This is a genomic window from Celeribacter indicus (genome assembly GCF_000819565.1).
Lineage (GTDB): Bacteria > Pseudomonadota > Alphaproteobacteria > Rhodobacterales > Rhodobacteraceae > Celeribacter > Celeribacter indicus.
Window position 1 is genome coordinate 1,754,121 of record NZ_CP004393.1, and the last position, 15,093, is coordinate 1,769,213.

The 15,093-nt window shown below is 67.6% G+C and carries 14 protein-coding genes, 1 tRNA gene and 1 pseudogene; 8 read left to right on the top strand and 8 right to left on the bottom strand.

What is annotated here, in order from left to right:
- Positions 1-148 precede the first annotated feature (148 nt).
- The 8 genes from P73_RS08835 to P73_RS08870 all read left to right on the top strand — a co-directional run bounded on the left by P73_RS08835 (position 149) and on the right by P73_RS08870 (position 8,493).
- Positions 149-901 carry a cytochrome c biogenesis CcdA family protein gene (locus tag P73_RS08835; RefSeq protein WP_043869332.1) on the top strand — a complete coding sequence of 251 codons (753 nt, stop codon included), beginning with the start codon at positions 149-151 and terminating at the stop codon, positions 899-901.
- Positions 902-964: 63 nt separating this feature from the next.
- Entirely contained in the window at positions 965-2,188 is a 1,224-nt protein-coding gene (locus P73_RS08840; RefSeq protein WP_043869333.1) for a hypothetical protein, read from the top strand.
- A 23-nt stretch (positions 2,189-2,211) separates the two neighbouring features.
- Positions 2,212-3,561 (top strand): cytochrome P450, encoded by a 1,350-nt coding sequence (locus P73_RS08845; RefSeq protein ID WP_043871536.1) that lies wholly within the window; start codon positions 2,212-2,214, stop codon positions 3,559-3,561.
- A gap of 200 nt (positions 3,562-3,761) precedes the next feature.
- Positions 3,762-4,778, top strand: a complete 1,017-nt coding sequence (locus P73_RS08850) for a cysteine synthase A (RefSeq protein WP_420836128.1) — start codon at positions 3,762-3,764, stop codon at positions 4,776-4,778.
- On the top strand, positions 4,775-7,237 hold the full coding sequence (locus tag P73_RS08855; protein WP_043869335.1) for a DUF3772 domain-containing protein: 2,463 nt from the start codon (positions 4,775-4,777) through the stop codon (positions 7,235-7,237). The genes P73_RS08850 and P73_RS08855 overlap by 4 nt, the downstream gene beginning before the upstream one ends.
- Positions 7,234-7,950 carry an alanyl-tRNA editing protein gene (locus P73_RS08860; protein ID WP_043869336.1) on the top strand — a complete coding sequence of 239 codons (717 nt, stop codon included), beginning with the start codon at positions 7,234-7,236 and terminating at the stop codon, positions 7,948-7,950. Before P73_RS08855 ends, P73_RS08860 begins: the two co-directional genes overlap by 4 nt.
- A gap of 129 nt (positions 7,951-8,079) precedes the next feature.
- Positions 8,080-8,169: transfer RNA gene (locus P73_RS08865), tRNA-Ser, on the top strand.
- A gap of 45 nt (positions 8,170-8,214) precedes the next feature.
- The gene (locus P73_RS08870) at positions 8,215-8,493 is read left to right on the top strand and encodes a hypothetical protein (RefSeq protein WP_139267107.1); all 279 of its coding nucleotides are present in this window, start codon (positions 8,215-8,217) and stop codon (positions 8,491-8,493) included.
- A 252-nt stretch (positions 8,494-8,745) separates the two neighbouring features.
- Here P73_RS08870 and P73_RS26745 read toward each other — a convergent pair.
- From P73_RS26745 to trbL, 8 genes and pseudogenes are all read right to left on the bottom strand, one after another.
- Positions 8,746-9,789: pseudogene (locus P73_RS26745) on the bottom strand (recombinase family protein); the annotation flags it as partial.
- Entirely contained in the window at positions 9,786-10,172 is a 387-nt protein-coding gene (locus P73_RS08880) for an HVO_A0114 family putative DNA-binding protein (RefSeq protein WP_043869339.1), read from the bottom strand. The pseudogene P73_RS26745 and the gene P73_RS08880, both read right to left, overlap by 4 nt.
- Positions 10,173-10,192: 20 nt before the next feature.
- A complete protein-coding gene (locus tag P73_RS08885) occupies positions 10,193-10,507 on the bottom strand; it encodes a hypothetical protein (protein ID WP_043869340.1) in 315 nt (104 codons plus the stop codon).
- Positions 10,508-10,653: 146 nt separating this feature from the next.
- Positions 10,654-10,875, bottom strand: coding sequence for a DUF2274 domain-containing protein (locus P73_RS08890; protein ID WP_043869341.1), 222 nt, complete (start codon positions 10,873-10,875; stop codon positions 10,654-10,656).
- A 2-nt stretch (positions 10,876-10,877) separates the two neighbouring features.
- On the bottom strand, positions 10,878-12,014 hold the full coding sequence (locus P73_RS08895; protein WP_043869342.1) for a TraB/TrbI/VirB10 family type IV secretion system protein: 1,137 nt from the start codon (positions 12,012-12,014) through the stop codon (positions 10,878-10,880).
- Positions 12,011-13,033, bottom strand: a complete 1,023-nt coding sequence (gene trbG / locus P73_RS08900; protein WP_043869343.1) for a P-type conjugative transfer protein TrbG — start codon at positions 13,031-13,033, stop codon at positions 12,011-12,013. Before trbG ends, P73_RS08895 begins: the two co-directional genes overlap by 4 nt.
- A complete protein-coding gene (trbF, locus tag P73_RS08905) occupies positions 13,030-13,719 on the bottom strand; it encodes a conjugal transfer protein TrbF (RefSeq protein WP_043869344.1) in 690 nt (229 codons plus the stop codon). The genes trbG and trbF overlap by 4 nt, the downstream gene beginning before the upstream one ends.
- Positions 13,716-15,092: a P-type conjugative transfer protein TrbL gene (trbL, locus tag P73_RS08910; RefSeq protein WP_043869345.1), complete on the bottom strand. Its 1,377-nt coding sequence runs from the start codon at positions 15,090-15,092 to the stop codon at positions 13,716-13,718. The genes trbF and trbL overlap by 4 nt, the downstream gene beginning before the upstream one ends.
- Between the last annotated feature and the right edge of the window lies 1 nt (position 15,093).

Sequence of the window (15,093 nt, forward strand, 5' to 3'; positions counted from 1 at the left end):
TGCGCAAGTGAACAAAGGAACGGCCGGAGCGATCCGGCCGTTTTCTTGTGCCGGGCCGGGGCGGGCGGCGACGGGCGCAACAGGAAAGTGAGCGGCTGCGACACATGCGGCGCTTTCCCGCCGCCGCCGCCTGTGGCATCACCGTCGCATGTTCGGAATCGACCTCTTCGACGCGACCCTCCTGCCGGCGATGCTCGTGGCGCTCGCCGCGGGCACGGTGTCGTTTCTCAGCCCCTGCGTGCTGCCCATCGTGCCGCCCTATCTCGCCTATATGTCGGGCATCTCCATGGGGGAACTCACCGACGGCGGGCGCGGGTCGCGCAAGGCGGTGCTGCCGGCGCTGCTCTTCGTGCTCGGCCTGTCGACGGTCTTCCTCTTCATGGGCTTCACCGCCTCCGCCTTCGGCATGTTCTTCCTGAAGAACCAGGTGCTTTTCGCGCGGATCTCGGGTGTCGTCATCATCCTGCTCGGGCTCCATTTCCTGTCGGTCTTCCGCATTCCGATCCTCGACCGCGAGGCGCGGATCGACGCGGGCGACCAGGGCGGCTCGGCCTTCGGCGCCTATGTGCTGGGGCTCGCCTTCGCCTTCGGCTGGACGCCCTGCATCGGGCCGCAGCTCGGCGCGATCCTGTCCATGGCGGCCTCCGAGGGCTCCGTCTCGCGCGGGACGACGCTGCTGGCGATCTATGCGATCGGGCTGGGGCTGCCGTTCCTGCTGTCGGCCATCTTCATCACCCGCGCGGTCGGCGTAATGAACCGGCTGAAGCGCCACATGGGCCTGATCGAGAAGATCATGGGCGGGCTGTTGCTGTTCGTCGGGCTGCTGATGGTGACCGGCGCCTTCTCGCGCCTGTCCTACTGGCTGCTCGAGACCTTTCCGGGACTTGCCAGCCTCGGTTGAATTAAGCCTTAATTTCACCATGGTGCCGCGCTAAGCTGCCCCGAAAGACGACAGGGGATCCTCATGGACGGGCAGGACGCAGCTCGGGTCAGGCGACGGCGGGTGTTCTACATTCCCGGATACGATCCGGTGCCGCCGCGCCGTTATCGCGAACTCTATCGCAAGGAAGGGGCGGAACAGGCGCGGATCTCCGGCTATTCGCTCGCCATCGCGCCCAGACAGGGCGGCAATTTCGGCTGGACGGTCGAGGCGGAGATCGACGGCGCGACGACCCGGACGGAGATCGACGTGCTGGTCTGGTCCGACATCGTGCGGGACAGCATGGAGGGCGGCGTCCTGCGCAGCTATCTGGTCCTGATCCGCACCGCCTGGATCTATCTCTCCACCGGCGTGCTGTTCCGGCTGATGCGGCTGAGGCGCGGGCCGGTGCTCGCGGCGCTCTACCCGGTCGGAATGCTGCTCGGCCAGTTGCTCGTGGCGCTGGGGGCCGGGGCGCTGCTCTATGCGCTGCTGCTGCAACTTGCGGGCGGGACGGCTGCGCGGCTGGCCTGGCTGGTGCCGGCGGTGGCGGTGACGCTTCTGCTCCTGCACGGGTTCAGGAAGCTCGACGGCAGGTTCTTTGCCTATTACCTGATGCACGACTACGGTTTCTCGGCCCGCTGGTGCGGCGCCGATCCGCCGCCGCTCGTGCCGCGCATGGCGGCCTTCCGCGCGGAGATTTCCGCCGCGCTGAAGGAGGACTGGGACGAGGTTCTGGTCATCGGCCACAGTTCGGGCGCGCATCTCGGCATCCAGATCCTCGCGGAGATCGTGCGGCGGGAAGAGGTGCGGCCGGAGGGGCCGGAGCTGTCCTTCCTCACGCTCGGGCAGGTCGTGCCGATGGTTTCCTTCCTGCCGGAGGCGAAGACGCTGCGCCGCGACCTCGCGCAGCTTTCGGCGGCGCGCGACCTGTTCTGGCTCGACGTGACCGCGCCGGGGGATCCGTGCTGCTTCGCGCTCTGCGATCCGGCTAAGGTGACGGGCGTCGCCCCCGACGACCAGGTCTGGCCGCTGGTGATTTCCGCGGCCTTCCGCCAGACGCTGAGCCCGGAGAAACAGGCGCAGCTCCGGCGGCGCTTCTTCCGCCTGCATTTCCAGTATCTCTGTGCCTTCGACCGGCCGGGAGAGTACGATTATTTCCGCATCACCGCGGGCGGTCAGAGCCTGCGCGCCCGTTACGGCACCCACGAGCCGAGCCCCGGCCGGATCGACATTCCGGCCAGCGGATATACGAGCGTGGCGCAATGACGGAGGCGGGACCGGATGCGGGCATGCCGCCCCGGCCGGCGTCGCGGCCGGAGAAGACGAGCCTGCGCACCTATCTGAAGCTGTTCCGGCGCGATATCCTCTCGGCCCAGCCGGACAAGCTCTACGGCGCGTGGATGGCGGAATACCGCACGCCCTTCTTCCGTTCCTATCTCGTCAACCAGCCGGCGCTCGTGAAGACGGTGCTGAACGAACGGCCGATGGATTTTCCCAAATCCGCGCGTATCGCGGAGGGGCTGCGGCCGCTTCTGGGGGAGAGCGTGTTCCTGACCAATGGCGAGACCTGGCTCCGGCAGAGGCGGATCATCGACCCGGCCTTCGAGGGCGGGCGGCTGAAGGACACCTTTCCCGCGATGCTCGCGGCGGGGCGTGAGATGGTCGCGCGGCTCGGAGCGGAGGAGGGGGATTTCGACGTCGAGCCGCATGCCTCCCATGGGGCGGCGGACGTGATCTTCCGCACGCTGTTCTCGATCCCGATCACCCATCACACGGCGCGCGCCGTCTTCGACGAGTTCCAGAGCTACCAGCGCGCCCAGCCGATCCTCAACCTCGCGGCCTTCGTGCCGCTGCCGAAATGGGTGCCGCGGTTCCATCGGCGGGCGGCGCGGAGGGGGGCGCGGGCGATCCGGCGGCTGATCACCGGTCTCACGGCGGAGCGCATGGCCGCGATCCGGGCGGGAACGGCGCCGGACGATCTCGCGACCAAGATCATGACGACGACCGATCCGGTGACCGGCGCGCGGTTCAGCACGGAGGAAATGGTCGACCAGGTGGCGATCTTCTTCCTCGCGGGGCACGAGACCTCGGCTACCGCGCTCGGCTGGGCGCTCTGGCTGCTCGCCGCCTATCCCGAGGTGCAGGAGCGCGTTGCCGCGGAGGCCGCGACGCTGCCCGAGGTGCCGGAATTTTCCGACCTGTCGAAGCTGCGTTTCACCAAGGACGTGTTCCGCGAGACGCTGCGGCTCTATCCGCCGGTCCCGATGATGGTGCGCGAGGCGGCCTGTCCGGTGCGGTTTCGCGCCCGCGACGTGCCGAAAGGGGCGCAGATCGTGCTGTCGCCCTGGCATCTCGGACGGCACCGGCATCTGTGGGAGCGGCCGGACGCCTTCGACCCGGACCGTTTCGCGACGGCGAACGGGCGGCAATGTCTGCGCGATGCGTTCATCCCCTTTTCCGCCGGGCCGCGGGTCTGCACCGGAGCGGGATTCGCGATGGTCGAGGGGCCGCTCTTCCTCGCCCTCATCCTGCGCGCCTTCCGCATCGAGACGGTGGAGGGGCGGCGGCCGGTGCCCGTCGCCCATCTCACCGTGCGCTCGCGGGACGGGATCTGGCTGCGCCTTGCGCCGCGCGGCTGAGGGGTGGCGGGCGGAAAGACGCGGGCGGGCGCGCCGGGGGAGGAGACGGACGGACGTTCCGGTTTTGCGCAAACTTCGCGAATGCGGTCCCTGTCTGGTCCGGCACATCTTGAGTTGCGCAAACCGGCGTCCTACACATTCCGGGACCGCGAGATAAAAGGACCGACAGAATGCCCGCGCCTTCGCCCATCAGGAAAGACATGATCGACAGCATCGGCAACACGCCCCTCATCCGGCTCAAGGGGCCGTCGGAGGCGACGGGCTGCGAGATCCTCGGGAAGGCCGAATTCATGAATCCCGGCCAGTCCGTGAAGGACCGCGCGGCGCTCTACATCATCCGCGACGCGATGGAGAAGGGGCTTCTGCGCGAGGGCGGCACGATCGTCGAGGGCACGGCCGGGAACACCGGCATCGGGCTCGCCCTCGTGGGCGCCGCGCTCGGCTTCCGCACGGTGATCGTCATTCCCGAGACCCAGTCGCAGGAAAAGAAGGACATGATCCGGCTCGCCGGTGCCGAGCTCGTGCAGGTGCCTGCGGCGCCCTACAGGAATCCGAACAACTACGTGCGCTATTCCGGGCGGCTTGCGGAGGCGCTCGCGCGGATCGAGCCGCGCGGCGCGATCTGGGCCAACCAGTTCGACAACGTGGCGAACCGCCAGGCCCATATCGAGACGACCGGCCCGGAGATCTGGGACCAGACCGACGGCAAGGTGGACGGGTTCATCTGCGCGGTCGGGTCCGGCGGGACGCTCGCGGGGGTGGGCATGGCGCTTCAGCCCAGGGGGGTGAAGATCGGCATCGCCGATCCGATGGGCGCCGCGCTCTACAGCTATTACACCACGGGCGAGCTCAAGTCCGAGGGGGATTCGATCACCGAGGGGATCGGACAGGGGCGGATCACCGCCAATCTCGAGGGCTTCACCCCCGATTTCGCCTGCCAGATCCCGGACGAGGAGGCGCTTCCCGTCGTCTTCGACCTGCTCGCCGACGAGGGGCTGTGCCTTGGCGGGTCGACCGGCATCAATGTCGCCGGCGCGATGCGCATGGCGCGGGAGATGGGGCCGGGGCACACCATCGTCACGGTGTTGTGCGATTACGGCACGCGCTATCAGTCGAAACTGTTCAACCCCGAGTTCCTGAAGGAAAAGGGCCTGCCCGTGCCGGACTGGCTGGACCGTGGACCGCGGCCGCTGCCTGACGTATACGAAGAGGCATGATCCGACACCTTCTGGCCCGTCTTGTCCTGATCCTTTGCCTCTGCCTGCCGCTTTCGCTGAGCGCGCAGGGCGAGGGGGGGCCGGATTATGCGGGCTGGGAGAGCTTTGCCGAGGCGGCCGAGGACCGGATCGACGACCGGAACACGGAGAATGCCGATCTCGAGGCGATCCGCGCGGAACTGGTCGAATGGCGGCTGTCCTTCGAACAGGCGCAGACCGCGAATGCCTCGCGCATCCAGACGCTCGAGGCGCAGATGGAGGCGCTCGGCCCCGCCCCCGAGGATGGGACGGTCGAGCCGCGCGACGTCGCGGAGCGTCGGAGCGCGCTCCGCCGGCAGATCGAATCCGCCAGGGCCCCGGTGCGCAGCGCCGAGGAGGCCTATACCCGCGCGGACGGGCTGATCGGGGAAATCGACGGCACGCTGCTCGACCGGCAGGCCGACGCGCTGACCGAACTCGGGCCGAGCCCGCTCAACCCGACGCTCTGGCCGGAGGCGGCACGGGCGCTGGCCGACAGCGCGGTGGCGGCCTGGACCACGATCTCCGACAATCTCGCCTCGCCCGAGAATCGCGCGACGCTGCGGGCCAATGCGGTGACGATCCTGATCTATCTCGTGGTGGCGCTGGTGCTGGTGGCGCGCGGCCCGCGCTGGTCGGACCGGATGACGGAATGGGTGCGCCGCCGCGTCTCCGGCGAGGCGGGCAAGGGTGTGACCGGGTTTCTCGCCTCCCTGGGCGAGATCGTCGTGCCGCTCGCCGGTCTGGTGGCGCTGCTGCTCGCGGCGCGGGTCTCCGGCCTGCTGGGCGACCGCGCCCTCGTCGCCGTCGCCGCGATCCCGCAGATCGGGCTGATCTATCTGTTCTGGCGCTGGATCGCGGGGCGGCTGTTCTATCCGACCGGGGCGGGAGAGCCGATCCTCGACCTCGGCTCGGTGCGGCGGCGCGAGGCGACGATGATGGGGGCGCTCGCCGGGACGATGTCGGTGTTCGACGGCAGGCTGAGCGCGCTGGCGGAGATCGACGGCTATTCCACCGCGACCGTCGCCGTGCTGAGCTTTCCGCTCGTCGCCATCGCCGCCGGGGCCCTGTTCCGCCTCGCCCGCATCCTCGCCCCCGCGACGCCGCCGGCGGACGGGGCGATCCAGGGCGAGATGGCCGAGGATCACAACTTTGCCTATCTCGTCCTGAGGACGATCACCCGCATCGTGCTCGTCGCCTCCGTCGTCGCGGTGGTTCTCGCGGCGGCGGGCTACATGACCGCGGCGAAGGCCATCGTCTTCCCGCTGCTGCGCTCGCTCGGGCTGCTCGGCTTCGTGGCGGTCCTGTCGCGGCTGGGCTACGATCTCTATGCGCTGGTGACGCGCCGGCCGGACGGGGCGCGGGACGCGCTCGTGCCGGTGCTGCTGTCCTTCTGCATCGTGACCGCCTCCATCCCCTTCTTCCTGCTGATCTGGGGCGTGCGCGAGGACCAGCTCTTCGAGCTCTGGGCGACGCTGCGCGCCGGCGTGACGCTGGGCGGGGTGAAGATCTCCCCCAGCAACTTCTTCACCTTCGTCCTCGTCTTCGCCATCGGCCTCGGCATCACGCGGCTGTTCAAGACCGGACTGCGCAGCACGGTCCTGCCGAAGACGAAGATCGACAAGGGCGGCCAGAATGCCATCGTCGCCGGGGCGGGGTATGTCGGGATCTTCCTTGCCGCCATCGTCGCCATCGTGGCCGCCGGCATCGATCTTTCCGCGCTTGCCATCGTCGCCGGCGCGCTTTCCGTCGGGATCGGCTTCGGCCTCCAGAACATCGTGCAGAACTTCGTCTCCGGCATCATCCTGCTGATCGAGCGCCCGATCTCGGAGGGCGACTGGATCGACGTCGGCAACGGCCAGATGGGTTTCGTGCGCGACATATCGGTGCGCTCCACGCGGGTCGAGACCTTCGACAAGACCGACCTGATCGTGCCGAATGCCGACCTCATCTCCAACCAGGTGACGAATTACACGCGCGGCAACCTGATCGGCCGGGTGATCGTGCCGGTCGGCGTGGCCTATGGCACCGACACGCGCAAGGTCGAGCGCATCCTGCGCGAGATCGCCGAGGACCAGCCCATGGTGTCGATGAACCCGGCGCCGCAGGTCCTGTTCATGAGTTTCGGGGCCGATGCGCTGGAATTCGAGATCCGGGCGATCCTGCGCGACGTGACCTTCGTTCTCGCGGTGAAGAACGACATCAACCATGCCATCGCGCAGCGCTTTGCCGAGGAGGGGATCGAGATCCCCTTCGCGCAGCGCGACATCTGGCTGCGCAACCCGGAGGCGCTGGGCGGCCGCGGTACGGAGCCCGTGCCGGAGGTGCCCGCGGTGCCGCCCTCGCAGGCCGCGACCGTGTCGCAGAGCGACCGCCTCGGCGCGATCGGGCCGGAGGACATGCCCGACGGGGGCGCAGGCGACGAGGGGGAGACGACATGACCGAACCGCTGTTCCACGCCGATGCCTATCTCCAGGAGGCCGGGGGCGAGGTGCGCCGGCTGACGCCCGAGGGCGGCATCGTGCTCGACCGCAGCCTGTTCTATCCGACCGGCGGCGGCCAGCCCGGCGACAGCGGCTGGCTCGACTGGGCCGGCGGCAGCCTCGCCGTCGCGACGACGGTGAAGGGGGAGGGCGGGGAGATCGTGCTCCTGCCTGCCGTTCCCGCCGCCCTGCCGCCTGTGGGGACGCGGGTGCGCCAGCGTCTCGACTGGCTCCGCCGCCATCGCCACATGCGGGTGCACACCGCGCTGCACCTGCTCTGCGCGGTGATCCCGCTGCCGGTGACGGGTGGGGCGATCGGCGCGGAGAAGGGGCGGCTGGATTTCCGCATGCCCGAACCGCCCGCGGATCCCGCCGCGATCGAGGCGGCGCTGGGCGCGCTGATCGAGCGGGATCTCGTCGTGCGCGAGGACTGGATCGACGAGGCGGGCCTCGACGCCAATCCCGCGCTGGTGCGGACGCTCTCGGTCGGTCCGCCGCGGGGGCAGGGGAAGATCCGCCTCGTGCGGATCGGCGAGGGGGCGGATCAGGTCGACCTGCAACCCTGCGGCGGCACCCATGTCGCGCGCCTCTCGGAGATCGGCCGCCTGCGCCTTGGCCGGATCGAGAACAAGGGCCGCGACACCCGCCGCGTCACGATCTATCTGGACTGAGGTGCCTGTCCCGGAACATCCTGATTTCAGGTGATTTTCCATGGCCGGAGCGGGGTTCGCCAAAAAACATTCGCTTTCGGCCACTCCGGGGCTTGCATCCCCCGCGCGATCTCCTCTATAGACGCCGGCGGAGAGGTGGCCGAGTGGTCGAAGGCGCACGCCTGGAAAGTGTGTAGGCGGGGAACCGTCTCGAGGGTTCGAATCCCTTCCTCTCCGCCATTTCAGACCGCATCTGGGCACGCCAATCGCCGCCGATTGCCGCACTTGGCCGCCCGCAAGCGTCCTCAGCAGTTCCGTTTTCGATCCCATGATGCGAATTGCGTCATCCGCCACCTCGACACGCTGCGCCAGAGCGCGGAGGTGATCCCGCCGATAGCCGCCCTCACGGTCCCGGATACGATCGCGTGCGATCTGCGAGAATTGCCGGATCATCGCCGGGCTGACAGCGCTGTGGCCGGGGCTGTCGAGCAGCGCTTGCGCCCGGTCGGCGTCCGCCCGCGCCTGATCGCGGATGACCTTGAGGCCGGCGATGCGCTCGGTTAGCGCCGGGTCGTCCAGATCGGCCACCCCCGCCTCGATAGCGTCATAGAGGCGCTTAAGGCGTAATTCCGATTCGGCGGCACGCCGCTGTAATTCGGCGATGTGCTGGCGGCGGCGCTCGGCCTGATCCGAGCGGCGGCCGAGCACGCTGCCAAGCAGTTTCTCGAGCCGATCGGGATCGAGCAGACGATCCTCGATATGGCTGACAACCATGGTGTCGAGCTTGTCCATAGGGATCGCGCGGCCCTTGCAGCCGGTCTCGCCCTGTCGCGCCCGGATCGAACAGGCATAATAACGATAGCGGCCGCTCTTGCCGGTGCGGATGGTCATCGCGCCCCCGCAATTGCCGCAATAGCAGATGCCGGTCAGCAGGGTCGGCCCGATCACGACGCGCGCAGGCAGTTCGGTCTTGGGATTGCGGGCCTGCAAGAGCTTCTGCACCGCGTCGAAGGTTTCGCGGTCGATGATCGGCGGCACCGGCACGACGACGATGTCATCGGCTTCCTTGTCCGACTTGTTCTTCCGCTTCTTGCCCCATTGATGCTCTCCCATATAGGTGCGCCGCGTCAGGATGCGGTGAACTTGGCCGATCCCCCAACGGCCGCCGTCACGGGTGAAGATGCCCTTGCCGTTGAGATGCTTGACGATGGCCTTGACGCCCATCTGGCCGGAATCGCCGTCGCCTTCCAGCGCCAGGCGATAGATCAGGCGGATCGTGTCGGCGTGCAGCGGGTCGATTTCCAGCTTCTTCTTGACCTTCGCGCCGCGCTGCTCGGCCGCGACGACACGATAACCGACCGGCGGCAGCGAACCATTCCAGAAGCCCTGGCGGGCATTTTCCTTCAAAGCACGCAGGACGTGCTTGGCGTTCTCTTTCGACTGGTATTCGTCGAACAGCGCCATGATCTGTCGCATCATGACATGCATGGGATCGTCGCCCATCTCCTGCGTGATGGAAACGAGGCGAATACCGTTCTTCGCCAGCTTCCTGACGTAGAACTCAAGCTCGAAATGATCGCGGAAGAAGCGCGAGAAGCTGTGAACTACCACCACGTCGAACGGCGCGGGCTTGGACGTTCCCGCCTCGATCATCCGTTGGAACTCGGGGCGGCGGTCGTTGGTGGCCGAAGCGCCGGCTTCCACGAAGGTGTCGACAAGCTGATAGCCCCTTGCTTCGCACCATGCTTCTCCCTGCTTGCGCTGGTCGGGGATCGACACGTCATGTTCGGCCTGGCGGGAGGTGGAGACGCGCAGGTAGAGTGCGGCCCGCAGGGCGACATTGGGATTTTGGACATTCATTTGCGGGTTCCTTTCCTGCGAGGCCCGATCAGGGGCAAGACCAGTTCCACCCGATCATGAACGAGCTTGGGGACCAGTCTCAGACCCCGGCCTTTTTCCATGCGGACCAGGCCGACACTCTCCATCTTCTTGAGCGTGCGCGAGACGTTGGGCGTGGCGCGGCCGGTGAGTTGGGCCAGTTCTTCCAGCGAGTCGGGTTTCTGCTCATGGATGACGCGCAGCAGCTCCCGATTGCCTGCCGACAAAAGCCGGGCGAAGGATTCCGTGGTTGCGAACCAGACGGCTGGATCGCCGGGCTTGGGTGTTTCCTCGCCATTGGCGATCCGAAGGGTGCGGGCCTTCATTTCCTCGGGGCCGGCAATCCCGACTTTCAGCGTCGTCATGGCAATTCCTGTCGTTCACCTCATGGCCTATCCTTATCATCACGAGATAATATTTTCAAGTCATCGGGCAAATCGACCGAGCCGAACAACTCATCGAACACGTCGGCGAACCAGCGCTCGAACACCTGAATCTCGGCCTCGGTGATCGGCACGTCCTCGGGCCAGTCGTCGATGACCAGCAGCCGCTCGACATCGAAAAGATGGAGCGGGCGTCCGCGCGACGGACTGACGTGCGGCATCGGATCGTCGCTGTAGTCGTAGAGATCGTCGGGGAGCGTTTTGGGGACCGGCTGGCGTGGGCGGCCCCCGCTGCTGTGACGGCATTTCGTGGACATGGAATCCTCCGTGGTTCGCGGGATTTTCTGGGGCCTGGAAGCCCCGGATCAGGCGAAGCATGGAGGGGGATCGGCGGCCTGTAGCGTGCCGCATTTGCGTTGATGCGCTGGCGGCACCCCTCGCTTGCGGAGATGCCGCCAGTGAGTTAGCTGGCCGAACGCCGCGCCTTTGCGAAGCCGCGGTCCGTGGCGATGAACCGCTCCAGCATGGGCACGATCAGCCTGACGGGATCGGCAACGGCTTGCCCCGTCTCGCGCCCCAGCACCTCGGCATAGGCGACCAGATCGCGGTGGAGCGGCGCGGGCAGCTCCAGGGTCACTTTCACCGGCTTGTCGTCGGGCAGCGGGCCGAGTTTCAGCTTGGTCATGGTCAACCTCCTGCCGGCTCGAATACAAGGTCGCGGGTCACGATGATCCTGACCGGGAAGCCGGGCCGGATGGTCAGCGTGGGCGCGACCTGCAACTGGCGCTGGACGATCTGCTGGCCCGCCTGATTGACGGTATCCTGCGCGCCGTCGCGGATGGCGCGGATCAGCCGGTCCTCGTCGCTGGTCGCCAGCTCCGTGCCGACTGCGAGCAGCGTGGATAGTCCTGCGGCCTTCATCAGATCCCACCAATGATAATCGACGCCATCCTCAAGCCCGGCATAGCCGCTGGCGTCCGTGCCCGGCAGGCGCTCCAGAACGATGGAACGGCCGCCCGGCAAGATCAGGCGATTCCAGACAAGCAGGACGCGGCGCTGGCCGAAGGTCACGCCATCGTCGTATTGGCCGATGATGCGGGTGCCCTGCGGGATCAGGAGCAGCGAGCCGGTGGGGCTGTCATAGACGTTCTCGGTCACCTGTGCGGTGATCTGGCCCGGAAGGTCGGAACGGATGCCGGTGATGAGCGCGGCGGGAATGACTGCTCCCGCCTGAAGGATGTAAGGCGATGCTGGCGGCGTGACACGATCCGGCGCGACGATCTGGCGATCCACTGGCCCGTTGAGAAACGCCGCGCGCCGGTCCTGCGAGGTGGACTGTCCTCCAAGGTCGAGACCGGCCAGGCCGGGCATGGCGGTGCCGGCCGGCGTTCCGGTGCGCGGGCCGGTCTGGAAGAACACATTGCTCAGGCGCGCGGCCTCTTCCTCTGCGCGGCGTCGTTCTTCCTCGGGATCGACGGCGGGCGTGGTAATCGCAGGCGCGGCGATCGGCTGTCCCCGATTCTGCGCATCAAGAATGGGACGGCCAAGGTCGCCGGGCAGCGCGGGGCCGAGCACCGGGCCGGTGTAGTCGGAGGGCAAGCCCGTGAGTCCGTCCGCCGTGGGCCGGTTTTCTGTCGAATAGAGTTCTTCGCCGCCCGTTCCTGCATCGCGGGTCTGGAGTGCGTAGATCAGCGCCCCACCGATGCCGAGAAGCGCGACCGCGCCAATACCTGCCAGCATCTTGCGGGACAGGCGGGTAACACGGGGCGGTTCTGCGCGCAGCCGCATGGGCGCTGTGGTGTCGGTGATCGGGTTGTCTGTCATGACGGGGAATCTCCGGCGGCCGCGGGTTGAGCGGCGGCCTGTCGTTGCTCGACCCGGACGATCCTGACGACCTGCTGGCGGTTGCCACTGCCGAGACGAAGTTCGGCCGCGCCAAACAGACGGTCCACGATCAGGATGTTCCGGTAGATGCGGGAATTGACGATCTGAGGTTCGCCGTCCGATCCGAGCACGAAGATCGGCGGCATTTCGCCCTGTACGATCCCGCGCGGGAAGACGACATAGACGCGGCGGCCATCGTCGAAGACGGAAACCGGCCGCCATGGCGGGCTGTCGCCCTGCACCTGCAATCCGTAACGATAGTTTCGCGCCGCTTCGGCCGGGATGACCGGCGCGGCCGGGTCGGCCCGTCGCTGGCCTGCCGGTGGCGCGGGATACGCCCAGGCGACGGAAGGCATGTAGAGCGATTCCCGCGCGCGCAGCTCGATCATGTAGGTGCGCCGGTCGGTGGTCACGACAAGGTTGGTCGAGATGTCGTCGCGGGTCGGTTTCACGAGGATATGGACGCGCCGGTTGGCACCGTTGCCGCTCTCGGTATCGCCGATGATCCAGCGGGCGGTGTCGCCGGCCGCGATCGGTCCCGCGCCGGTCAGGCTTTCGCCAGGCTCCAGCGCGATATTGGTGATCTGACCAGGGGCGGCATAGACTTGATAGAGCGCGCCTTCGCTCCACGGATAAATCTGGATGGCGTTGTAGTAGCCTTCGCGGCGCGGCTCGACGCGGGCGGCGGCATTGGCGTTCTCGACGCGGCCGGTCGGTGTGCCCGCCCTCTCGCCGCCGCGCGCCACGGTCCAGGCGGGCGGGACATGCAGCGGCCGGGGTCGGTCCCCGGTCGAAGCCGCAGGCGGCGACGGCAGCGGCGGCACGGCGTCGTCATAAGAGAATTGCGGCGTCCGGTTGGTGGCGCAGCCGGCCAGTACGGTCGCGGAAAGCAACAAAACCGGAAAGCCGAGTTTGCAGAAAACCGGAAACCCGGCTTTACGGAACGTCGTGCGGGTCATTGGCTCATCTCCCGCGACCACGAGATTGCGTTGACGTAGATGCCGAGCGGATTGGCGCGCAGGCGTTCTGCGGTGCGCGGAGTCTGGATCACGATGGTCAGGATCGCGGTCCATCGCTCGGTGCTGCCAAGCTGGCCGTTCTCGTAAAGGCGCTCCGTCCAGGCCACACGGAAACTGTCCGGCGAGGCGCGGATGACGCTCGACACCTCGACCGCGATCTGTTGCCGGCCGACGCGGGTGAACGGATCGTTGGCGCGGGCATAGTCGTTGAGCGCCGCCGCGCCGCGATCGGTGGTGAACTCATAGGCCCGAAGCCAGTTCTGTCGGACGATGATCGGGTCGGCCGGGATCGCGCGGACCTGCTCGATGAAGCGGCCGAGATGGAACGCGATCTGCGGATCGGTCGGGCGATAGTCGGCGTTCGCCGGTGCGACGGTCTGGGCTTCGCCGAGCGCATCGACCTGCACCACCCAGGGCACCACGGTCCCGCGCTCCGACTGCCACACCAGCGCCGAGGCGAAGCCGGCCGACAGGATCAGGGAAGCGAAGGCCATGAACCTCCAGTTCCGCGCCTGCACGCGGGCCGAGCCGATGCGCTCGTCCCAGACCTGCGCGGCCTTCTGATATGGGGTCTCGGGTTCCGGCGTCTTGCCGTAATGGGCTGCGGGTCGTTTGAAGATGCTCATGAGCGGTCACTTTCGGAAAGGTTGACGGAAGAGCCGGTGCCGTGGCTGTCGCCGGAGCGGACGGCGTGCGCGGCCATGGTCGTGCCGTGGTTCATGGCCTGCGAGCGCCGCATCCGCTGCGCCCAGGCAGGCGGTGCGCCTGTGGCCGAGGCGGACGCGGCCGGGGCGGATGCTTCCGCCGCCCCACCGACCGTTCCCATGGTGGATGTGCCACCACTCGCACTAAGCCCAGCCTTCGCGCCTTCGGAGAAACTGGATTTGACGCTTTCGGACGCGCGGGAGACAGCGCGTTTCAAAGGTGAGACGGCTGCCGATCCTGCCGCGCGAGCGACGCCGCCAACGCCGGAGGCGACGCCGGTCGCGCCGGTCTGGCCGAGCGAGCCGAGGCTGTAGGCTGCGGAGGCGGCTCCTGCGGCCGTCGCGCCGCCGCGAACGGCCGCGACCCGGCCGGACAGAGCGGCAGCGCCGCCCTTCGCGCCGAGCATGGCCGCGCCACCCGCCGCCGCACCACCCGCCAGCACCATGCCGCCAGCGGCAAGCCCGGTTCCCACGGCCGCGCCCGCGCCGAGCTGCGGGCCGCCCGAGACGATGCCGGTGGCGATGCCAGGTCCGAAGATGCCGAGGCCGAGCAGCGACAGGGCTGCCAGCACAATCGCCATGGCGTCGTCGATGGTCGGGGTCGCGCCGCCGAAACCGGCCGTGAATTGCGAGAACAGCGTCGAACCGATGCCGATGATGACGGCCAGGACCAGAACCTTGATGCCGGAAGAGATTACGTTGCCAAGCACACGCTCGGCCATGAAGGCGGTCTTGCCGAACAGGCCGAAGGGGATCAGCACGAAGCCGGCCAGCGTGGTCAGCTTGAACTCGATCAGCGTGACGAAGAGTTGCACGGCGAGAATGAAGAAGGCGAGGATGACCAGCGCCCAAGCGAACAGCAGGCAGGCGATCTGGATGAAGTTCTCGAAGAACGACCAGTAGCCCATCAGGTCGGAAATGGAATCGAGCAACGGCCGTCCTGCATCCAGCCCGGTCTGTGCCACCCGGCCGGGCCGCATGAGGTCGGCAGCGGAAAAGCCGGTTCCCGACGCCATGAGACCGAGACCGGCGAATGAGTCGAAGACGATGCGGGCGAGGTTGTTCCAGTTGCCGATGATGTAGGCGAAGACACCGACGAACAGGGTCTTCTTGACCAGCCGCGCGATGATGTCGTCATCCGCGCCCCAGGCCCAGAACAGCGCGGCCAGCGTCACATCGATGACGATCAGGGTGGTGGCGATGAACGCCACTTCCCCACCGAGCAGGCCGAAGCCGGAATCTATGTAGCTGGTGAAGACCCCAAGAAACGAGTCGATGACGCCGGTTCCGCCCATG

Coding starts and splice junctions, on each gene's coding strand:
- P73_RS08895 (WP_043869342.1), bottom strand. CDS start 12,014: ATGACAGACAACCCGATCACCGACACCACAGCGCCCATGCGGCTGCGC.
- P73_RS08850 (WP_420836128.1), top strand. CDS start 3,762: ATGATCGACAGCATCGGCAACACGCCCCTCATCCGGCTCAAGGGGCCG.
- P73_RS08885 (WP_043869340.1), bottom strand. CDS start 10,507: ATGTCCACGAAATGCCGTCACAGCAGCGGGGGCCGCCCACGCCAGCCG.
- P73_RS08880 (WP_043869339.1), bottom strand. CDS start 10,172: ATGACGACGCTGAAAGTCGGGATTGCCGGCCCCGAGGAAATGAAGGCC.
- trbL (WP_043869345.1), bottom strand. CDS start 15,092: ATGGGCGGAACCGGCGTCATCGACTCGTTTCTTGGGGTCTTCACCAGC.
- P73_RS08860 (WP_043869336.1), top strand. CDS start 7,234: ATGACCGAACCGCTGTTCCACGCCGATGCCTATCTCCAGGAGGCCGGG.
- P73_RS08835 (WP_043869332.1), top strand. CDS start 149: ATGTTCGGAATCGACCTCTTCGACGCGACCCTCCTGCCGGCGATGCTC.
- P73_RS08845 (WP_043871536.1), top strand. CDS start 2,212: ATGCCGCCCCGGCCGGCGTCGCGGCCGGAGAAGACGAGCCTGCGCACC.
- P73_RS08890 (WP_043869341.1), bottom strand. CDS start 10,875: ATGACCAAGCTGAAACTCGGCCCGCTGCCCGACGACAAGCCGGTGAAA.
- trbG (WP_043869343.1), bottom strand. CDS start 13,033: ATGACCCGCACGACGTTCCGTAAAGCCGGGTTTCCGGTTTTCTGCAAA.
- trbF (WP_043869344.1), bottom strand. CDS start 13,719: ATGAGCATCTTCAAACGACCCGCAGCCCATTACGGCAAGACGCCGGAA.
- P73_RS08840 (WP_043869333.1), top strand. CDS start 965: ATGGACGGGCAGGACGCAGCTCGGGTCAGGCGACGGCGGGTGTTCTAC.
- P73_RS08855 (WP_043869335.1), top strand. CDS start 4,775: ATGATCCGACACCTTCTGGCCCGTCTTGTCCTGATCCTTTGCCTCTGC.